At 40.4% G+C, this 20,062-nt stretch carries 16 protein-coding genes and 1 pseudogene; 13 read left to right on the top strand and 4 right to left on the bottom strand.

Annotated elements, in window-relative coordinates:
- Positions 1–113: 113 nt before the first annotated feature.
- The 3 genes from UKS_RS06855 to UKS_RS06845 form a co-directional block, all read right to left on the bottom strand.
- On the bottom strand, positions 114–635 hold the full coding sequence (locus UKS_RS06855) for a DUF1697 domain-containing protein (RefSeq protein ID WP_156012300.1): 522 nt from the start codon (positions 633–635) through the stop codon (positions 114–116).
- 48 nt (positions 636–683) lie between these two features.
- Complete coding sequence (locus UKS_RS06850; protein WP_156012299.1) at positions 684–1,856, bottom strand: NAD(P)/FAD-dependent oxidoreductase; 1,173 nt, start codon at positions 1,854–1,856, stop codon at positions 684–686.
- Positions 1,857–2,109: 253 nt separating this feature from the next.
- The gene (locus UKS_RS06845; RefSeq protein WP_156012298.1) at positions 2,110–2,955 is read right to left on the bottom strand and encodes a DegV family protein; all 846 of its coding nucleotides are present in this window, start codon (positions 2,953–2,955) and stop codon (positions 2,110–2,112) included.
- A gap of 124 nt (positions 2,956–3,079) precedes the next feature.
- Between UKS_RS06845 and UKS_RS06840 the strand changes: the two genes are divergently transcribed.
- From UKS_RS06840 to UKS_RS09935, 12 genes are all read left to right on the top strand, one after another.
- A complete protein-coding gene (locus UKS_RS06840) occupies positions 3,080–3,637 on the top strand; it encodes a TetR/AcrR family transcriptional regulator (RefSeq protein ID WP_156012297.1) in 558 nt (185 codons plus the stop codon).
- A gap of 18 nt (positions 3,638–3,655) precedes the next feature.
- Entirely contained in the window at positions 3,656–4,123 is a 468-nt protein-coding gene (locus UKS_RS06835; protein WP_156012296.1) for a deoxycytidylate deaminase, read from the top strand.
- An 88-nt stretch (positions 4,124–4,211) separates the two neighbouring features.
- On the top strand, positions 4,212–4,841 hold the full coding sequence (gene upp / locus UKS_RS06830; protein ID WP_000515974.1) for a uracil phosphoribosyltransferase: 630 nt from the start codon (positions 4,212–4,214) through the stop codon (positions 4,839–4,841).
- Between the two features lie 173 nt (positions 4,842–5,014).
- The gene (clpP, locus tag UKS_RS06825; protein WP_156012295.1) at positions 5,015–5,605 is read left to right on the top strand and encodes an ATP-dependent Clp protease proteolytic subunit ClpP; all 591 of its coding nucleotides are present in this window, start codon (positions 5,015–5,017) and stop codon (positions 5,603–5,605) included.
- Between the two features lie 78 nt (positions 5,606–5,683).
- Positions 5,684–5,971 (top strand): YlbG family protein, encoded by a 288-nt coding sequence (locus UKS_RS06820; protein WP_049497480.1) that lies wholly within the window; start codon positions 5,684–5,686, stop codon positions 5,969–5,971.
- A gap of 66 nt (positions 5,972–6,037) precedes the next feature.
- Entirely contained in the window at positions 6,038–7,198 is a 1,161-nt protein-coding gene (locus UKS_RS06815; protein ID WP_000726116.1) for an ABC transporter substrate-binding protein, read from the top strand.
- A gap of 116 nt (positions 7,199–7,314) precedes the next feature.
- Positions 7,315–8,184: a branched-chain amino acid ABC transporter permease gene (locus UKS_RS06810; protein WP_000941427.1), complete on the top strand. Its 870-nt coding sequence runs from the start codon at positions 7,315–7,317 to the stop codon at positions 8,182–8,184.
- Between the two features lie 3 nt (positions 8,185–8,187).
- Positions 8,188–9,144 carry a branched-chain amino acid ABC transporter permease gene (locus UKS_RS06805; protein ID WP_049497482.1) on the top strand — a complete coding sequence of 319 codons (957 nt, stop codon included), beginning with the start codon at positions 8,188–8,190 and terminating at the stop codon, positions 9,142–9,144.
- Positions 9,144–9,908 carry an ABC transporter ATP-binding protein gene (locus tag UKS_RS06800; protein ID WP_049497484.1) on the top strand — a complete coding sequence of 255 codons (765 nt, stop codon included), beginning with the start codon at positions 9,144–9,146 and terminating at the stop codon, positions 9,906–9,908. Before UKS_RS06805 ends, UKS_RS06800 begins: the two co-directional genes overlap by 1 nt.
- On the top strand, positions 9,908–10,618 hold the full coding sequence (locus UKS_RS06795) for an ABC transporter ATP-binding protein (protein WP_049497486.1): 711 nt from the start codon (positions 9,908–9,910) through the stop codon (positions 10,616–10,618). Before UKS_RS06800 ends, UKS_RS06795 begins: the two co-directional genes overlap by 1 nt.
- A 420-nt stretch (positions 10,619–11,038) precedes the next feature.
- Positions 11,039–11,695 (top strand): CBS domain-containing protein, encoded by a 657-nt coding sequence (locus tag UKS_RS06790; protein ID WP_156012294.1) that lies wholly within the window; start codon positions 11,039–11,041, stop codon positions 11,693–11,695.
- A 311-nt stretch (positions 11,696–12,006) separates the two neighbouring features.
- Positions 12,007–18,450 (top strand): Rib/alpha-like domain-containing protein, encoded by a 6,444-nt coding sequence (locus UKS_RS09935; RefSeq protein ID WP_156012293.1) that lies wholly within the window; start codon positions 12,007–12,009, stop codon positions 18,448–18,450.
- A gap of 47 nt (positions 18,451–18,497) precedes the next feature.
- Here the strand turns inward: UKS_RS09935 and UKS_RS06780 are convergent.
- Positions 18,498–18,882, bottom strand: a pseudogene (locus tag UKS_RS06780) (transposase); the annotation flags it as partial.
- A gap of 73 nt (positions 18,883–18,955) precedes the next feature.
- On the opposite strand from UKS_RS06780, the gene prfB reads away from it, so the two are divergent.
- A protein-coding gene (prfB, locus tag UKS_RS06775; protein WP_150532676.1) for a peptide chain release factor 2 occupies positions 18,956–20,051 on the top strand; the annotation gives its coding sequence in 2 pieces (ribosomal slippage) (positions 18,956–19,027 and positions 19,029–20,051; 1,095 coding nt in all).
- Positions 20,052–20,062 lie beyond the last annotated feature (11 nt).

The raw sequence follows: 20,062 nt of genomic DNA, 5'->3' as shown, positions 1-20,062 counted from the left end.
CTGTACTTGAGTACGGCAAGACGACGTTGACGCAGTTTGAATTTGATTTTCAAAGAGTATCAGACAAAATAAAATCGGAGGAGTAATCTTCCGATTTTTACTAAATTCAAGCACTACTTGCTTAATAATTTTTCTACTACATTTAATTTTCGCATGGTCAGATCAACGCCGAACAGCTTTTCAAGATAGTTGGTATTAAGTTTTTTTCGTTTTGCAGTTCTAGGGAGATAGAGGTAAAGACAATGGTTGCCGATACAAATTTCTTCTTCACCATAGTCACTATCCAATTTTTCTAATGGTAGACTTTGGATATCATTTTGAAAAAGGATCACATGTATTCGGTCAAAAAGATAGTGTTTTCCAAATGGGTTTTCTTGGACAATTTTTGCAAAATCATTTTTGTTCTTGATTACCATTTTTAAATCAGCACCAATTTTTTCCTTTATTAGAGTATGAACACGTTCTCGTATTGTTTCTAAATCTAAGTCACTTTCAAGAATGATATTCCCACTTTGAATATAGGTCCGAACTTGTTGAAAACCAGCTTCTGTTAAAACGTCTACTAGATAAGACATTTTAGGGATAGCATTTTTTCCATTAGGAGTAACTCCCCTTAACAAGATAATATGTTCCAAAGGACTTCCTTTCTTTTGGGGCTGTTTTAGCCATTGAATAATTTAGATTTAGATTGGATTTGATCCCGCCACCCAACCAGTGCAGAGGGCAGAAGTGATGTTAAAGCCACCCGTGTGGGCGTTAATATCTAGGACCTCGCCTGCAAAGTGGAGTCCAGGTACCAGCTTACTTTCCAGAGTTTTAGGATTGATTTCCTTGAGACTGACGCCACCCTTTGTAACAAAGGATTTAGACAAGGACATTTTTCCTGTCACAGGGATTTTGAGTGCCTTGATAGACTGGAGAAGTTGGTCGCGTTCTCCTTCAGTTAGTTGTTTGACTTTTTCAGGATATCCTTGGACAAAAAATTCTGCCAAGCGTTCAGGGAGTATAGCTTTTAAGGCATTTTTCAAGGATTTTTCCCGATTTTCTTCTAGAAATGCAGCCAAATCCTTCTCGGAAAGTTGAGGCAAAACATCCAGTGAGAGAATCTCCCCACCCTTTACAAAGCTAGACATACGTAAGGCAGCAGGACCTGACAAACCAAAGTGGGTAAAGAGTAGGTCATGAGTGATGACATGCTTGCCATAGCTTAGGGTCACATCGTCTAGGGAAATCCCCTGCAAGGCCTTATGCGGGAAATCAGTCAATAATGGACTTTCAGCAGCCTCAAGCTCGGTAATGGTGTGTTTGAAATGGCGAGCAATCTCATGGCCAAAACCAGTAGAGCCAGTAGAAGGATAGGATTTTCCACCAGTTGTGACAATGAGTTTCTCACAAGTGAAGGTTTGATCTGTAGACTTAAGGACAAACTGGTCGTCAATCTTTTTAACCGAAACAATTTCTGTTTGAGTAGCAACTTGACCACCTAGTTCAGTGATTTTCTTTTCCAAAGCCTCGATAATGGTACGAGATTTGTCACTGGCTGGAAAGACGCGGCCATGGTCCTCGACTTTAAGTTTAACCCCATTCTCCGTAAAAAAGTTAATGATATCATGGTTATCAAACTGGGAAAAGACACTGTAGAGAAAGCGGCCATTTCCAGGGATGCCAGCTAATAGGTCATCTAGAGTTCCATTGTTGGTCACGTTGCAGCGACCTCCGCCAGTTCCAGCTAATTTTTTTCCAAGTTTCCGATTTTTTTCAATGAGAAGGGTTTTCTGCCCATAAAAGCTACTTGAAATCGTAGCCATCATACCAGCCGGACCTCCCCCGATTACAATAGTGTCAAAATGTTTCATAAAAGTATTGTACCATAAAAAAGACGGAGAAACAGGAATTGGTAGATCAAGTTTTGCATCATAGTACCTAGTCCCGTGAATCTTTATCAAACCGTTGGCTTCTTCAAACTTATGTATTGACAAGATGAAATTGTTAGGACAAAAGTTTTGTGAATCCGAAAAGAGCCACAAAAGTCTACTCAGCTACAGTAGAAAAAACTGCTGATAAAAATTGAGGTTGGGACATTGAATCCCGACCCCTGTCTTATATAAATTAATCAATTTCATATCCCATGAGGAGTCCCCCCTCTTCTGCATAAAAACTGCAGAGTCCAGAGGTTGGGATAATCTTGATTTCAGCTTGTGGGAATGTTTCACGTAAGAGCTCTGAGAACTGTTGGCAGAATTTATCATTATTGCGGTGAGCAATGACGATACGTCCACCAGCATAGCCAGCTTTTATCAACTCTTCATAGGCTGCCTGAATCGATTTCTTTGGTCCTCTTGCTTTTTGTAGCAATTCGAGAGTTCCAGTTTCACTAGCTTCTCCGACCATACGGATGTTGAGTAGACCAACTACCGTACCGATAAGTTTACCCAAACGGCCGTTCTTCACCAAGTTATCGACTTTGGCAAGGACAAAGAGCAATTTGGTTTTTTCTTGATAGGCAGTGATAGCTTCAACCACTTCTTCAAAAGATAAGCCCTGGTCAATCAAGTCATTCAATTTTTCTACGAGCAAGTCAACTTCCCCGCCAGCAGACAAACTATCAATCACATGAATCTTAGTATCAGGATGGTCTTCTAGATAAATATTCTTAGCTAGTTGAGCACTATTGTGACTGCCAGAAAGAGTCCCTGTGATGGTTACTAGGAAAATGTTTTCGGCACCTTCAAAAGCTCGCAAATAATCATCTGGGCTTGGACAAGCTGATTTTGAAGCTTCTGCAGTTGCATACATGGTTTCCATCATTTGGTCAATATCGAGAATGGCATCATCCACAAAGACCTGATCAGCTACTTGAATGGTTAAAGGAACACTGACAAAGGTCGTGTCAATAGCTGGTGTTTCCAGCTGACGATAATCACAACCAGAGTCAGCAATAATCTTCCAAGTCATAGAAATTCTCCATCTTTGCCATTTATACATTGACAAAGGTTCTGTCTTTTTTTACAATTATATCATGAAAGCCCTTGAAACAAAAGCCTTATCCGTCTGTTGTGACAAGTAGAAAGAAAATGTTATGTCTGAACGTAAAATCTCTGAAAAATCACTTGAAAACCTAAGAAAATCAAACCAAGAATCCAATTTATTAACTAGAGAAGCCATCGAAACAGCCCTCTTGCAGCTTTTGGAAAAAAAGGACTTGACCAAGATTAGTATTTCTGAATTGGTCAAACGTGCAGGCGTTTCGCGTGCGGCCTTTTATCGCAATTATGGTTCCAAAGAGGAAATTTTAGAGAGCGTCTTTAAACGAACTGTCCACAATATGATGAAACAGTTGCATCATTATGACTTAAAGACAGATCTTTATCTGGTCTGGGTTCACCTTTTCCGGGAGGCCAGAAAGGAAGCCAGAGTGATTCAACTGGCCTTGGATTACCATCTGGAAAAAATCTTTGTCCAAGCCATGCAGGAATTTCTGGAAAAATACCATGGAAAATCAAAAGGTGTCAGCTCTTATCTTCATTCCTTCTGGAGCTCGGCCATCGTCTCTGTCCTTCTAAAATGGATCAAGGATGGCATGAAGGTACCTGCTGAAAAGATTGCGGATTTAGGTTTACCATTTTTTAAAAAATAGAGAAAAAGGAGAAAAGAGATGACTGAAAAAAGACTGGCCTGGGATGAGTATTTTGCGGCCCAAGCCCTACTAATTGCCAATCGTTCCACTTGTAAACGTGCCAAGGTGGGTGCAATTCTGGTAAAGGATAATAAAGTTATTTCCACTGGTTACAATGGTTCGGTGTCAGGAACCGAGCATTGTATTGATCACGAATGTCTGGTCATCGAAGGCCACTGTGTGCGCACCCTTCACGCTGAGGTTAATGCTATCCTTCAAGGTGCAGAACGTGGTGTTCCCAAAGGCTTTACAGCCTATGTGACGCATTTTCCTTGTCTGAATTGCACGAAACAATTGCTTCAGGTCGGCTGCAAGCGCGTGGTTTATATCAACCAGTACCGAATGGATGACTATGCCAAATACCTTTATCAAGAAAAGGGAACAGAATTGACTCATCTACCACTTGAGACCGTACAGACCGCTCTTAAAGAGGCAGATTTAATGTAAAAATTATTAAAAATAAATGGTTTAGAAAGATTTTTAAACCATTTTTTGGTATAATAAGAAGAATAAATTGAAAGAAGGAACTCCAAAAATGGGAAAAATTGAAGTTATTAATCACCCACTGATTCAACACAAATTGTCAATCTTGCGTCGTACAGATACTTCTACAAAAGCTTTTCGTGAGCTAGTAGATGAGATTGCAATGTTGATGGGGTATGAAGTACTTCGTGATCTTCCACTAGAAGATGTGGAAATCGAAACACCAATCACAAAAACAGTTCAAAAACAATTGGCAGGTAAGAAATTGGCTATTGTTCCCATCTTGCGTGCAGGTATCGGGATGGTTGATGGCCTCTTGAGCTTGGTTCCAGCTGCTAAAGTTGGTCACATCGGTATGTACCGTGATGAAGAAACACTTCAACCAGTTGAGTACTTGGTAAAATTGCCTGAAGATATTGACCAACGTCAAATTTTTGTAGTAGACCCAATGTTGGCAACAGGTGGTTCAGCAATCTTGGCTGTTGACTCGCTTAAAAAACGTGGCGCATCAAATATCAAATTTGTCTGCCTTGTATCTGCTCCAGAAGGTGTAAAAGCCCTTCAAGAAGCTCATCCAGATGTAGAAATCTTTACAGCAGCCTTGGATGAACGCTTGAACGAACACGGTTATATCGTTCCAGGCCTTGGAGATGCTGGAGACCGCTTGTTCGGTACGAAATAAGGTCGCAAAGAAGAACGACTTGGAAAAGAATTTCCAGTCACGAAAGGAGGTTGAATTTTTGTTTCTGTTTAATGAAAGCAGAGCAAAAATTTGACCTTTTTTGACCAAGATATTATAATAGTCTTATCTTCAGTCATTTGACTAACAAAATTAAAACTCAAAAGGAGAAATAAATGATTCCAGTAGTTATTGAACAAACAAGCCGTGGAGAACGTTCATACGATATTTACTCACGTCTTCTCAAAGACCGCATCATTATGCTGACAGGTCAAGTTGAAGACAATATGGCTAACTCTGTTATTGCCCAATTGCTTTTCTTAGATGCCCAAGATAGTACAAAAGATATTTATCTTTATGTCAATACACCTGGTGGTTCCGTTTCAGCTGGTTTGGCAATCGTTGATACCATGAACTTTATTAAGGCAGATGTCCAAACTATTGTTATGGGAATGGCTGCATCTATGGGGACAGTCATCGCATCAAGTGGAGCAAAAGGCAAACGGTTCATGCTTCCAAATGCTGAATACATGATCCACCAACCAATGGGTGGTACAGGTGGTGGTACACAGCAGACAGATATGGCGATTGCTGCTGAACACTTGCTTAAAACTCGTAAGACTTTGGAGCAAATTCTTGCAGATAATTCTGGTAAAACAGTTGAGCAGATCCATGCAGATGCTGAACGTGATTACTGGATGAGCGCTCAAGAAACACTTGAATATGGCTTTATTGATGAAATTATGGCCAACAATTCATTGAACTAATGATCAAAGAAGGTAAACTCGACTGGGTTTGCTTTTTTTGGTATAATAGGGATACATTTCTTAGAAAGAGGATTTATCATGTTTGAAAAAGTCAATCGATCTGGCTTGATTATCTATCTTTACTATAATCGTGATGCAAAAAAACTGCAGGATTATGGAGATATTACCTATCATTCCAAAAAACATCGGTACTTACAACTCTATGTTTCAACTCAAGAAGTGGAGCAATTGGTTGGGCGCTTGAGCAAGGAAAAATTTATTAAAAAAGTTAGAGTTTGTCATATCCAAGAGCTGGAAACACCCTTTGTGGGCAATCTTTATCGAGAGGAAAACGTTATCATCGAAAAAGTTCAAGAAAAGTGTTGACAATTTTCTGATAATTCGGTATATTCTTAACATGCTATTTATTTAAGAAATAAGGAGACAAAAAAGATGAAGAAAAAATTTGCCCTATCGTTTGTGGCGCTTGCAAGTGTAGCACTTCTTGCAGCCTGTGGAGAAGTGAAGTCTGGAGCGTCAAATGCTGCTGGTAATTCAGTAGATGAAAAGACAATCAAAATCGGATTTAACTTTGAGGAAACTGGTGCTGTAGCAGCCTACGGTACATCTGAACAAAAAGGTGCCCAACTTGCCGTTGATGAAATCAATGCAGCAGGTGGTATCGATGGAAAACAAATCGAAGTAGTCGATAAAGATAATAAGTCTGAAACAGCTGAGGCGGCTTCAGTAACAACTAACCTTGTAACCCAATCTAAAGTATCAGCAATCGTAGGACCTGCGACATCTGGTGCGACTGCAGCTGCGGTAGCGAACGCTACAAAAGCAGGTGTTCCATTGATTTCCCCAAGTGCGACGCAAGATGGGTTGACTAAAGGTCAAGATTACCTCTTTATCGGAACTTTCCAAGATAGCTTCCAAGGAAAAATCATCTCAAATTATGTTTCTGAAAAATTGCAAGCTAAGAAAGTTGTTCTTTACACTGACAATGCCAGCGACTATGCTAAAGGTATTGCCAAAGCCTTCCGTGAAGCTTATAAAGGTGAAATCGTTGCAGATGAAACTTTCGTAGCAGGTGACACAGACTTCCAAGCAGCCCTTACAAAAATGAAAGGGAAAGACTTTGATGCTATCATCGTCCCTGGTTACTACACTGAAGCTGGTAAAATTGTAAACCAAGCGCGTGGTATGGGAATTGACAAACCAATCGTTGGTGGTGATGGATTCAACGGTGAAGAATTTGTACAACAAGCAACTGCTGAAAAAGCATCAAACATTTACTTTATCTCAGGCTTCTCAACTACTGTAGAAGTTTCAGCTAAAGCAAAAGCCTTCCTTGATGCTTACCGTGCTAAGTACAACGAAGAGCCTTCGACATTTGCAGCCTTGGCTTATGACTCAGTTCACCTTGTAGCAAACGCAGCAAAAGGTGCTAAAAACTCTGGTGAAATCAAGGATAACCTTGCTAAAACAAAAGATTTTGAAGGTGTAACTGGTCAAACAAGCTTTGATGCAGACCACAACACAGTCAAAACTGCTTACATGATGACCATGAACAATGGTAAGGTTGAAGCAGCAGAAGTTGTAAAACCATAATAGAAAAATGTTGAAATAGGGAATGAGCCTCTGACTCACTCCCTGTTTCGGTGTTTAAGAACCTATCAAAAAGTGAGGGGAAACCCTCAAAATTATAAATAGAAAGAGTGAATCTTATGCTCCAACAACTAGTAAATGGTTTGATTCTAGGTAGTGTTTATGCGCTGTTAGCCCTAGGATATACCATGGTTTACGGAATTATCAAGCTCATCAACTTCGCCCACGGTGATATTTATATGATGGGAGCCTTTATCGGTTATTTCTTGATTAATTCTTTCCAAATGAATTTCTTTGTAGCGCTTATTGTAGCTATGCTAGCGACAGCCATTCTTGGTGTCGTGATTGAGTTTCTTGCTTACCGACCTTTGCGTCACTCTACTCGTATTGCTGTTTTGATTACAGCTATTGGGGTTTCTTTCCTATTGGAATATGGGATGGTCTATCTGGTTGGTGCCAATACCCGTGCCTTCCCTCAAGCGATTCAAACAGTTCGCTATGATTTGGGACCAGTTAGCCTAACAAACGTTCAGTTAATGATCTTGGCCATTTCCTTGATTTTGATGATTTTGTTACAAGTCATTGTCCAAAAGACTAAGATGGGGAAAGCCATGCGTGCAGTATCTGTAGATAGCGATGCGGCACAATTGATGGGGATCAATGTAAATCGTACTATCAGCTTTACCTTTGCTTTGGGTTCAGCTCTTGCGGGTGCGGCAGGTGTTCTGATTGCCCTCTATTATAACTCTCTTGAGCCTTTGATGGGGGTTACTCCAGGTCTTAAGTCTTTCGTTGCCGCAGTACTTGGTGGTATCGGGATTATTCCTGGTGCGGCTCTCGGTGGCTTTGTGATTGGTCTATTAGAAACCTTTGCGACAGCCTTTGGGATGTCAGACTTCCGAGATGCCATTGTTTATGGAATCTTGTTGTTGATCTTGATTGTCCGCCCAGCTGGTATCCTTGGTAAAAATGTGAAAGAGAAGGTGTAAACGATGAAGGAAAATTTAAAAGTTAATATTCTATGGTTACTCCTTTTGTTAGCTGGCTATGGCTTGATTAGTGTACTGGTTTCAGTTGGAGTACTCAATCTATTCTATGTACAAATTTTACAACAAATTGGAATTAATATTATTCTGGCTGTTGGCCTTAACTTAATCGTTGGTTTTTCAGGACAATTTTCACTTGGACATGCTGGTTTTATGGCGATTGGTGCCTATGCAGCAGCTATTATTGGTTCTAAATCACCAACCTACGGTGCTTTCTTTGGAGCCATGCTTATAGGTGCTTTGCTTTCAGGAGCAGTTGCCTTACTTGTCGGAATTCCAACCTTACGTTTGAAGGGGGACTATCTTGCAGTAGCAACTCTCGGTGTATCTGAAATTATCCGTATCTTTATCATCAATGGTGGAAGCATTACAAATGGTGCGGCAGGTATCTTGGGAATTCCAAACTTTACAACTTGGCAAATGGTATACTTCTTTGTCGTGATTACAACGATTGCAACCTTGAACTTCTTGCGTAGTCCAATTGGACGTTCAACCCTATCTGTTCGTGAGGATGAAATCGCTGCTGAGTCAGTTGGGGTTAATACGACTAAAATTAAAATCATCGCCTTTGTCTTTGGTGCCATTACTGCAAGTATTGCAGGGTCACTTCAGGCAGGATTTATCGGTTCAGTTGTACCGAAAGATTACACTTTCATCAACTCAATCAACGTTTTGATCATTGTTGTATTTGGTGGACTTGGTTCCATTACAGGTGCCATTGTTTCAGCTATTGTCCTTGGAATTTTGAATATGCTTCTCCAAGATGTTGCTAGCGTGCGTATGATTATCTACGCTTTGGCCTTGGTATTGGTAATGATTTTCAGACCAGGTGGACTCCTTGGAACATGGGAATTGAACCTATCACGTTTCTTTAAAAAATCTAAGAAGGAGGAACAAAACTAATGGCATTACTTGAAGTAAAACAGTTAACCAAACATTTTGGCGGTCTAACAGCTGTTGGAGATGTGACTCTTGAATTGAACGAAGGGGAACTGGTTGGACTAATTGGTCCAAACGGAGCTGGGAAAACCACTCTTTTCAACCTTTTGACCGGTGTTTATGAACCAAGCGAGGGAACAGTAACCCTAGATGGTCACCTTTTGAATGGGAAGTCACCTTATAAGATTGCTTCTTTGGGACTTGGACGTACATTCCAAAATATCCGTCTCTTTAAAGATTTAACAGTTTTGGACAATGTTTTGATTGCTTTTGGCAACCATCACAAACAACATGTTTTTGCTAGTTTTTTGCGCTTACCAGCTTTTTACAAGAGTGAAAAAGAATTAAAGGCTAAGGCTTTGGAATTGCTTAAAATCTTTGATTTAGATGGTGAGGCAGAAACGCTTGCTAAAAATCTTGCCTACGGACAACAACGTCGTTTGGAAATTGTTCGTGCCCTCGCTACGGAACCTAAAATTCTCTTCTTAGATGAACCAGCAGCAGGTATGAACCCACAGGAAACAGCTGAATTGACTGAGTTAATTCGTCGTATCAAAGATGAATTTAAGATTACGATCATGCTGATTGAACACGATATGAATCTGGTCATGGAAGTAACAGAACGTATCTACGTACTTGAATATGGTCGTTTGATTGCTCAGGGAACTCCAGACGAAATTAAGACCAATAAACGCGTTATCGAAGCTTATCTAGGAGGTGAAGCCTAATGTCTATGTTAAAAGTTGATAATCTTTCTGTGCATTACGGTATGATCCAAGCAGTTCGTGATGTAAGCTTTGAAGTGAATGAAGGAGAAGTAGTTTCCCTTATCGGTGCCAATGGTGCAGGTAAGACAACCATTCTCCGTACCTTGTCTGGTTTGGTTAGACCGAGTTCAGGAAAGATTGAATTTTTAGGTCAAGAAATCCAAAAAATGCCGGCTCAGAAAATTGTAGCAGGTGGCCTTTCACAAGTACCAGAAGGACGCCACGTCTTCCCTGGCTTGACCGTCTTGGAAAATCTAGAAATGGGAGCTTTCTTAAAGAAAAATCGTGAAGAAAATCAAGCTAACTTGAAAAAAGTTTTCTCACGCTTTCCTCGTCTTGAAGAACGGAAGAACCAAGATGCAGCCACTCTTTCAGGGGGGGAACAACAAATGCTTGCCATGGGACGCGCTCTTATGTCAACACCAAAACTTCTTCTCTTAGATGAACCATCAATGGGACTTGCCCCAATCTTTATTCAAGAGATCTTTGATATCATTCAAGATATTCAGAAACAAGGAACGACAGTCCTCTTGATTGAACAAAATGCCAATAAAGCACTCGCAATCTCTGACCGAGGATATGTACTGGAAACAGGAAAAATAGTCCTATCAGGAACAGGAAAAGAACTCGCCTCATCAGAAGAAGTCAGAAAAGCATATCTAGGTGGCTAAACTAGTCTGGGAGACTAGTTTAGGTTGCAAATGAAGATTGCGAAGTAATCATCATTAAGAATCCGGGGTACTTTTTTAGTCGGTGGATAGAGATTGCGTAAGCAATCTTCGCATAGTCTGGGAGACTAGTTTAGGTTGCAAATGAAGATTACGAAGTAATCTTCATTATAGTCCGGGGGACCTTTTTAATCGGTGGATAGAGATTGCGAAGCAATTATCATCTGCACTGGAAGGTTAGATTCTGATAATTGAAATAAAATCGAATGAAGCGTATCTAGCCTTCATTCAGGGAGCTCGGCTTTAGAGCTCTTTTTGCTAGCTTATTCATACTTTTCTGAATTTTGAAAAAGAAATGTAAGCGTTTGATAGATTTGCAAAAAGATTGTATAATAGGGACAAGAATAGAAAAGGAGAAGTCTCATGGCAGTTAAAGATTTTATGACCCGCAAGGTAGTGTATATTAGTCCGGATACAACAGTATCACATGCAGCAGATTTGATGAGAGAGCAAGGATTGCATCGCTTGCCTGTTATCGAAAATGATCAGTTAGTTGGTTTGGTAACTGAGGGAACCATTGCCCAAGCAAGTCCATCCAAAGCAACCAGTCTTTCTATCTATGAGATGAATTATCTTCTGAATAAGACCAAAGTAAAAGATGTGATGATTCGCGATGTTATCACTGTCTCAGGCTATGCGAGTCTAGAGGATGCAACTTATCTGATGTTAAAAAACAAGATTGGTATTCTTCCTGTAGTAGATAATCATCAAGTATACGGAGTTATTACTGACCGTGATGTTTTCCAAGCCTTTCTTGAAATTGCTGGTTATGGGGAAGAAGGAATTCGTGTGCGCTTTGTGACAGAAGATGAAGTGGGTGTACTCGGAAAGATTGTATCTTTAATAGTAAAAGAAAATCTGAATATCTCCCATACAGTCAATATTCCGCGTAAAGATGGTAAGGTAATCATCGAAGTGCAAATCGATGGATCAATTGATTTACCAGCCTTGAAAGAAAAATTTGAGGCAGAAAATATTCAAGTCGAAGACATTACTCGTACGTCAGCGAAAGTTTTGTAAGAAGAGAAGCCGAAAGGCTTCTTTTTTGGTTCTGTGTCAACTGTAGTGGGTAGATAAAAGCTAAGGATATTTATGTTTTTCCATAGTGGACCTCATTTCTAACTCAAACGTTTCACACTTAGTTCCATCATAAAAATCTGTTTTAGACTAATTTCTACTTTGACCAGCCCAGTGGAAGTTACTTTGAGAAGATATTTCCGATTTTTCCATATGTTTTAATTCCTTATTCTTGACATTTTCAAATAAATATTTTATACTGAAGGCGTATGTAGCATATAAAATGCTAATAAATACTAAAAGGAGATCATAACATGTATTTTAATCGTAAAAATGCAGAGCAAAAAAATTGGCGTATGATTAAAAAAGGGAAACATTTCCTTTTCGGTTGTTCGCTTGTTTTTGCGGTTGGGGCAGCACTAGTCGCTCCATCAGTTAAAGCAGACGCAAAGGTAGAAACTGAGCCAGAAGCAGGTTCTACTACGGAACCCACTAAGCAAGATGCAGGTCCTACTGCGGAAACCACTAAGGCGACTGCAGGTGAAGAAAAGGTAACCTATGCAGCACCTGCTGCAGAAGCTCAAACACCTACAGAAGCTAATGCGAAACCAGCCCCTGCGCCAGCTGCACCAGCTACAGAAGAAGCTAAAGCTGAAGAGAAAGCTACAGAGCCTGATGCTACACCAGTGGCAGCGACTACAAAAGAATCAGATTCTGTTGTAGCACCAAGCTTGACAACAGTAGCGGATGCATCAGCCTTAACTGCTGAAGAAATTTCAAATGTTACAGAAGCAATTAAAGGTGTAAATCCGACAGCGACTGATGTTAAAGTCAGCAAAGACGGATCAGCAGTTGTCACATTTAAAGATGGGTCAAGCGCAACATTTGCAGCTTCTCAAACAGTTAAAGTAAAGGCAAAAGCAGCTTCTGCATCTGAAACTCCTGCACGTCCACGTCGTGCCCGTGCCGCTGCTCTTGATCCAGAAAATGCCGTCAGCACACGTGCTTTTGATTCTGAACTTCAAGATGCTGCTCAAAAGAATGCAATCTACAGCCCGGGTGTGAAGGGTGAAAAGCAAACTTATCAAGGAACAGCTTGGCTCTACCGTAATGGTACAATCAGTAACGATGACCAAGAAGATGCAAAACGTCTTGGTGGAGTGAATGTGTACCTTCAGTATGTTACTGGTAAAGGTTTTGTTTCTCCAGTTTACAAAACAACAAGTGAAGAAGATGGAACTTATGTATTTGACTTATCTAAACCAGTAGCAAACCGTTTAGGAGCTACAGGTGAGTTTCAACTTGCAGGTGATCCTAACTTTGCAATCCGTACTTGGGTTGAAAATCCAGATCCAAAAAAATACAATGTCATCAAATCAGGTGACCAACGTACAGGTTTCCACGGACGTCTTAGTCGTACAAATGAATCTTGGGATTTCACAGCTGGTATCAACCGTATTGTGAATGGTCAAGTAGTTCTTCAAGAAAAACCAAATGCAGAAGATTACCTTTTGAAACCAGAAGCAGAACGTGAAATTGGTGATTTAGCAGACGGTCAATTCTCACGTAAGGGTGACTATGGTACAATCCGAGGAAGCGTTTGGTATGACGTTCGCGACCCTAGCGGTTCTGATGCACGTATGTACAAAAAAGATAGCTACGATATCAATGCGACTAACGTAAAAGTAGCAGCTTCATACCTTAACGATGAAGTGACACGTCGTTTAGATCAATGGAAAAAAGAACACAAAAACGAAAAATATGGACTAGATGATTTTAAAGCTGCTCAAGCTAAAATCATCAGAGAATATGAAGCCGAACATGGTAAAGGCTCACATATTGCTGAAACTGTTGTGACGACTGTGGATAAAGACGGCAACTACCGTATTCCATTCCGTGGTCTTTACGGTGTAAGCGCTACTCAGGCTAATAGCGGTCTTAAAATTTCACACAAAGTTTCTGATGAAGAATTCGGAACGCTCGTAAAAGACGAAGATGTAGACAATAGCCATTTGATGAAGTGGAACGGTACTATTGGGCAAAAACACCGTCACATCAATACGGATTATGTTTATACCACTGTTCTTGTCGATAACTATGCTATTTGGAGCAACAACTACCAATCAAATATGTTTGAAGGTACGTCAGATGGTCTTCTTCCAGTAGGACCTTCATCACTTGCGGCAGCAAATATTTCAAATACCAACTTTGCCCTCATCGCACCTCAACCAATGCACGATGTTTTGGTTTACGATAACGCTAATAACTTTGCAAAACCAGGAAACACTGCTGAAAGTACGACTGGTGGACTTTTGCCAAATCGCGAATACCAAATCCGTTGGTTCAAAGATGGTAAACCAATCGGTGAAGCGACAACTGTAACGTCAACAGGAGAAGGAACTGCTGGCTCAGTACCGTTAACAGTACCAGCAGATCTTGATAAGGATGCTATTTATACATCAGCTGTATTCCTTCAAGGTGAGAAGACAGATAACCTTCAGTCAGCTTTGGCGCTTGATTCATTTACAGCTGTTCCTGCGGAAGAAACAGACAAATACACTCCAGAATATGCAGATACACTTGTAACACCAGGAACACCTGCAACAGTAACGCCTACATTCAAAGGTAAAGATAATGCAGCAACTAAAGCTCCAGAAGGTGCTACATATAGTATCCCATCTGACTTTATGGCTCCAGAAGGCTATACTGTAACAATTGATCCAAGTACAGGTGCAATCACTACTGCAGCTAAACCAGGAACAACAATTGAAGAAGTTGACGTGCCTGTCACAGTAACATACAGTGATAAATCAACTGATTCAGTGACAGCTAAATTTAAGTTGGATACTGATGGTGATAAGATCCCAGACGTGACTGACGAAGATGATGATAACGACGGTGTGAACGATACTGACGAAACAACAGATGGTACAAACACTAAAGATCCAAACTCAATCGCTTCAAAAATCACTCCAATTGATGATCAAACAGGCGTAGTTGGAAAAGAAATCACACCAGTTACTGTCACAGTAGAGAAAGTTCCTACAGATGGTTCTGTCAAGGTTGAAGGACTTCCTGATGGTGTTTCTTACGACCCAGCAACAAAACAAATTACTGGAACACCAACAACTGAAGGTGTATCAGAAGTAACTGTTACAGTTCTAGGTAAGGATGGAAATCCTGTTAAAGGTGCTGACGGAAATCCTGTAACTGAAACATTTACATTTACAGTTACAAAAGAAGATAAGGACAAGTACACACCAACACCTAAGGAACAATCTGTTAATGTTGGTGAAACTCCAGATCCTAAGAAATCAATCGGAAACGTAGGAGATCTTCCAGACGGAACTAAGTTCGAATACAAGACACCAGTTGATACAAAAACACCAGGTGACAAAGACGCAACAGTTGTAGTAACTTACCCAGATGGATCTAAAGATGAAGTTCCAGTTAAGGTAACTGTTACAGATCCACGTACTGATGCAGATAAGAACACACCAACACCTAAAGAACAAACTGTTAATGTTGGTGAAACTCCAGATCCTAAGAAATCAATCGGAAACGTAGGAGACCTTCCAGACGGAACTAAGTTCGAATACAAGACACCAGTTGATACAAAAACACCAGGTGACAAAGATGCAACAGTTGTAGTAACTTACCCAGACGGTTCTAAAGATGAAGTTCCAGTTAAGGTAACTGTTACAGATCCACGTACTGATGCAGATAAGAACACACCAACACCTAAAGAACAAACTGTTAATGTTGGTGAAACTCCAGATCCTAAGAAATCAATCGGAAACGTAGGAGATCTTCCAGACGGAACTAAGTTCGAATACAAGACACCAGTTGATACAAAAACACCAGGTGACAAAGACGCAACAGTTGTAGTAACTTACCCAGATGGATCTAAAGATGAAGTTCCAGTTAAAGTAACTGTTACAGATCCACGTACTGATGCAGATAAGAACACACCAACACCTAAAGAACAAACTGTTAATGTTGGTGAAACTCCAGATCCTAAGAAATCAATCGGAAACGTAGGAGATCTTCCAGACGGAACTAAGTTCGAATACAAGACACCAGTTGATACAAAAACACCAGGTGACAAAGACGCAACAGTTGTAGTAACTTACCCAGATGGATCTAAAGATGAAGTTCCAGTTAAAGTAACTGTTACAGATCCACGTACTGATGCAGATAAGAACACACCAACACCTAAAGAACAAACTGTTAATGTTGGTGAAACTCCAGATCCTAAGAAATCAATCGGAAACGTAGGAGATCTTCCAGACGGAACTAAGTTCGAATACAAGACACCAGTTGATACAACAACACCAGGTGACAAAGACGCAACAGTTGTAGTAACTTACCCAGATGGATCTAAAGATGAAGTTCCAGTTAAAGTAACTGTTACAGATCCACGTACTGATGCAGATAAGAACACACCAACACCTAAAGAACAAACTGTTAATGTTGGTGAAACTCCAGATCCTAAGAAATCAATCGGAAACGTAGGTGATCTTCCAGACGGAACTAAGTTCGAATACAAGACTCCAGTAGACACTAAAACACCAGGCGATAAGAAAACAACAGTTGTTGTAACTTACCCAGATGGTTCTAAGGATGAAGTTCCAGTAACTGTTAAGGTAGTAGAAAACCCAACTCAAGCAGATAAGAACGAGCCAACACCTAAAGATCAAACGGTTAACGTTGGTGAAACTCCAGATCCTAAGAAATCAATTGGTAACGTAGGTGATCTTCCAGACGGAACTAAGTTCGAATACAAGACTCCAGTAGACACTAAAACACCAGGCGATAAGAAAACAACAGTTGTTGTAACTTACCCAGATGGTTCTAAGGATGAAGTTCCAGTAACTGTTAAGGTAGTAGAAAACCCAACTCAAGCAGATAAGAACGAGCCAACTCCTAAAGATCAAACGGTTAACGTTGGTGAAACTCCAGATCCTAAGAAATCAATTGGTAACGTAGGTGATCTTCCAGACGGAACTAAGTTCGAATACAAGACTCCAGTAGACACTAAAACACCAGGCGATAAGAAAACAACAGTTGTTGTAACTTACCCAGATGGTTCTAAGGATGAAGTTCCAGTAACTGTTAAGGTAGTAGAAAACCCAACTCAAGCAGATAAGAACGAGCCAACTCCTAAAGATCAAACGGTTAACGTTGGTGAAACTCCAGATCCTAAGAAATCAATTGGTAACGTAGGTGATCTTCCAGACGGAACTAAGTTCGAATACAAGACACCAGTTGATACAAAAACACCAGGTGACAAAGACGCAACAGTTGTAGTAACTTACCCAGATGGATCTAAAGATGAAGTTCCAGTTAAAGTAACTGTTACAGATCCACGTACTGATGCAGATAAGAACACACCAACACCTAAAGAACAAACTGTTAATGTTGGTGAAACTCCAGATCCTAAGAAATCAATCGGAAACGTTGGAGATCTTCCAGAAGGAACTAAGTTCGAATTCAAGACACCAGTTGATACAACAACACCAGGTGACAAAGACGCAACAGTTGTAGTAACTTACCCAGATGGATCTAAAGATGAAGTTCCGGTTAAGGTAACTGTTACAGATCCACGTACTGATGCAGATAAGAACACACCAACACCTAAAGAACAAACTGTTAATGTTGGTGAAACTCCAGATCCTAAGAAATCAATCGGAAACGTAGGAGACCTTCCAGACGGAACTAAGTTCGAATACAAGACACCAGTTGATACAACAACACCAGGTGACAAAGACGCAACAGTTGTAGTAACTTACCCAGATGGATCTAAAGATGAAGTTCCAGTTAAAGTAACTGTTACAGATCCACGTACTGATGCAGATAAGAACACACCAACACCTAAAGAACAAACTGTTAATGTTGGTGAAACTCCAGATCCTAAGAAATCAATCGGAAACGTAGGAGACCTTCCAGACGGAACTAAGTTCGAATACAAGATACCAGTTGATACAACAACACCAGGTGACAAAGACGCAACAGTTGTAGTAACTTACCCAGACGGTTCTAAAGATGAAGTTCCAGTAACCGTTAAGGTAGTAACTCCAAATATGCCAGCGCCTTCAACACCAAACATGCCAGCGCCTTCAACACCAAGCACAGATGCGGATAAGAACACACCAGTAGCTAAAGATCAAACAGTGAACAAAGGTGAAACTCCAAACGCTAAAGATTCAATCGGAAACGTAGGAGACCTACCAAATGGAACTAAGTTTGAGTACAAGACACCAGTTGATACAACAACACCAGGTGACAAAGATGCTACAGTTGTGGTAACTTACCCAGATGGTTCTAAAGATGAAGTTCCAGTTAAAGTAACTGTTAAAGATCCAAGCACAGATGCGGACAAGAACACACCAGTAGCTAAAGATCAAACAGTGAACAAAGGTGAAACTCCAAACGCTAAAGATTCAATCGGAAACGTAGGAGACCTACCAGATGGAACTAAGTTTGAATACAAGACACCAGTTGATACAACAACACCAGGTGTCAAAGACGCAACAGTTGTGGTAACTTACCCAGATGGATCTATGGATGAAGTTCCAGTTAAAGTAACTGTTGCGGACAATTCAGTACAAGCATCTGATAGCACTCCAGCTAAGAAAGAAGAAGCGAAGGAATTGCCTAATACAGGTACAGAAGCCCATGCAGGCCTAGCAGCGCTTGGACTTCTTGGAGCCCTTAGCGGATTTGGACTTCTTTCTCGCAAGAAAAAAGAAGACTAAAAACTGAAAGTCTTGGCTATCTATCAACTGTAAATGATTGAAAAAAGCTAAGCTAAAGAAAGGACGAAATTCGTCCTTTCTTTTTTGATGTTCAGAGCGAAAAATCCTCTTTTTGAAGTTTTCAAAGTTCCGAAATCCAAAGGCATTGTGTTTGATAAGTTTGATGAGATTATTGGTTGCTTCTAATTTGGCGTTAGAATAGTGTAGTTGAAGGGCGTTGATGATTTTCTCTTTGTTCTTTAGAAAGGTTTTAAAGACAGTCTGAAAAATAGGATGAACCTGCTTTTGATTGTCCTCAATGAGTCCGAAAAATTTCTCAGGGTCTTTGTTCTGAAAGTGAAAAAGCAAGAGCTGATAGATCTGATAGTGGTGTTTTAAGTCTTCTGAATAGCTCAAAAGCTTGTCTAGAATCTCTTTATTGGTCAAGTTCAAAGGAGAGTAGAGAAAATGATGGAAAGAAATAAGAGATTATGGTATAATGAAATGATATCAAAAAGGAGTACTTATGGATATTTCAGAAATTCGTCAGAAAATTGACTCAAATCGTGAAAAATTAGCTTCTTTTAGGGGGTCTCTTTGACCTCGAAGGTTTAGAAGAAGAGATTGCTATCTTGGAAAACAAGATGACAGAACCTGATTTTTGGAACGATAATATCGCGGCCCAAAAAACGTCGCAAGAATTAAATGAATTAAAAAACACCTACAACACCTTCCACAAAATGGAAGAGTTGCAGGATGAAGTCGAAATTTTATTAGACTTTTTAGCTGAAGATGAGTCGGTGCATGAAGAATTGGTAACGCAGTTAGCCGAACTTGATAAGATGATGGCCAGTTACGAGATGACCCTTCTCTTATCAGAACCTTATGACCATAATAATGCCATCTTAGAAATCCATCCAGGATCGGGTGGGACTGAGGCACAGGATTGGGGTGATATGCTCCTTCGTATGTACACTCGCTATGGAAATGCCAAAGGCTTTAAAGTAGAAGTTTTGGATTACCAAGCAGGAGATGAAGCTGGTATCAAGTCAGTAACCCTATCATTTGAAGGGCCTAATGCCTATGGTCTTCTCAAGTCAGAAATGGGTGTTCACCGCTTGGTGCGAATCTCACCATTTGACTCTGCTAAACGTCGCCATACCTCTTTCACATCCGTAGAAGTGATGCCTGAGTTGGACGATACCATTGAAGTGGAAATCCGGGAAGATGACATCAAGATGGATACCTTCCGTTCAGGTGGTGCTGGTGGACAAAACGTCAACAAGGTTTCAACAGGTGTACGTTTAACCCACATTCCAACTGGAACTGTCGTCCAATCAACGGTTGATCGTACCCAGTATGGAAATAGAGATCGTGCCATGAAAATGTTGCAGGCAAAGCTATACCAAATGGAGCAAGAAAAGAAAGCAGCGGAAGTTGATTCCCTCAAAGGTGAGAAAAAGGAAATCACATGGGGAAGCCAAATTCGTTCTTATGTTTTCACGCCATATACCATGGTAAAAGACCATCGAACTAGCTTTGAAGTTGCGCAAGTAGATAAGGTTATGGACGGAGACCTAGATGGTTTTATCGATGCCTATCTCAAGTGGCGAATCAGCTAAGATAGAAAGGA

The organism is Streptococcus sp. 116-D4, from assembly GCF_009731465.1.
Classification (GTDB): domain Bacteria; phylum Bacillota; class Bacilli; order Lactobacillales; family Streptococcaceae; genus Streptococcus; species Streptococcus pseudopneumoniae_E.
The sequence above is the reverse complement of the archived record's forward strand: the minus strand, read 5'-3'. Positions and strand labels throughout refer to the sequence as shown.

What these genes read in the sequence shown, in the direction of transcription:
- UKS_RS06800 (WP_049497484.1), top strand. Translation starts at nt 9,144, where the DNA reads ATGGCATTACTTGAAGTAAAACAGTTAACCAAACATTTTGGCGGTCTA.
- UKS_RS06820 (WP_049497480.1), top strand. Translation starts at nt 5,684, where the DNA reads ATGTTTGAAAAAGTCAATCGATCTGGCTTGATTATCTATCTTTACTAT.
- UKS_RS06795 (WP_049497486.1), top strand. Translation starts at nt 9,908, where the DNA reads ATGTCTATGTTAAAAGTTGATAATCTTTCTGTGCATTACGGTATGATC.
- UKS_RS06840 (WP_156012297.1), top strand. Translation starts at nt 3,080, where the DNA reads ATGTCTGAACGTAAAATCTCTGAAAAATCACTTGAAAACCTAAGAAAA.
- UKS_RS06805 (WP_049497482.1), top strand. Translation starts at nt 8,188, where the DNA reads ATGAAGGAAAATTTAAAAGTTAATATTCTATGGTTACTCCTTTTGTTA.
- UKS_RS06815 (WP_000726116.1), top strand. Translation starts at nt 6,038, where the DNA reads ATGAAGAAAAAATTTGCCCTATCGTTTGTGGCGCTTGCAAGTGTAGCA.
- UKS_RS06845 (WP_156012298.1), bottom strand. Translation starts at nt 2,955, where the DNA reads ATGACTTGGAAGATTATTGCTGACTCTGGTTGTGATTATCGTCAGCTG.
- UKS_RS06835 (WP_156012296.1), top strand. Translation starts at nt 3,656, where the DNA reads ATGACTGAAAAAAGACTGGCCTGGGATGAGTATTTTGCGGCCCAAGCC.
- UKS_RS06850 (WP_156012299.1), bottom strand. Translation starts at nt 1,856, where the DNA reads ATGAAACATTTTGACACTATTGTAATCGGGGGAGGTCCGGCTGGTATG.
- upp (WP_000515974.1), top strand. Translation starts at nt 4,212, where the DNA reads ATGGGAAAAATTGAAGTTATTAATCACCCACTGATTCAACACAAATTG.
- UKS_RS06810 (WP_000941427.1), top strand. Translation starts at nt 7,315, where the DNA reads ATGCTCCAACAACTAGTAAATGGTTTGATTCTAGGTAGTGTTTATGCG.
- UKS_RS06790 (WP_156012294.1), top strand. Translation starts at nt 11,039, where the DNA reads ATGGCAGTTAAAGATTTTATGACCCGCAAGGTAGTGTATATTAGTCCG.
- clpP (WP_156012295.1), top strand. Translation starts at nt 5,015, where the DNA reads ATGATTCCAGTAGTTATTGAACAAACAAGCCGTGGAGAACGTTCATAC.
- UKS_RS09935 (WP_156012293.1), top strand. Translation starts at nt 12,007, where the DNA reads ATGTATTTTAATCGTAAAAATGCAGAGCAAAAAAATTGGCGTATGATT.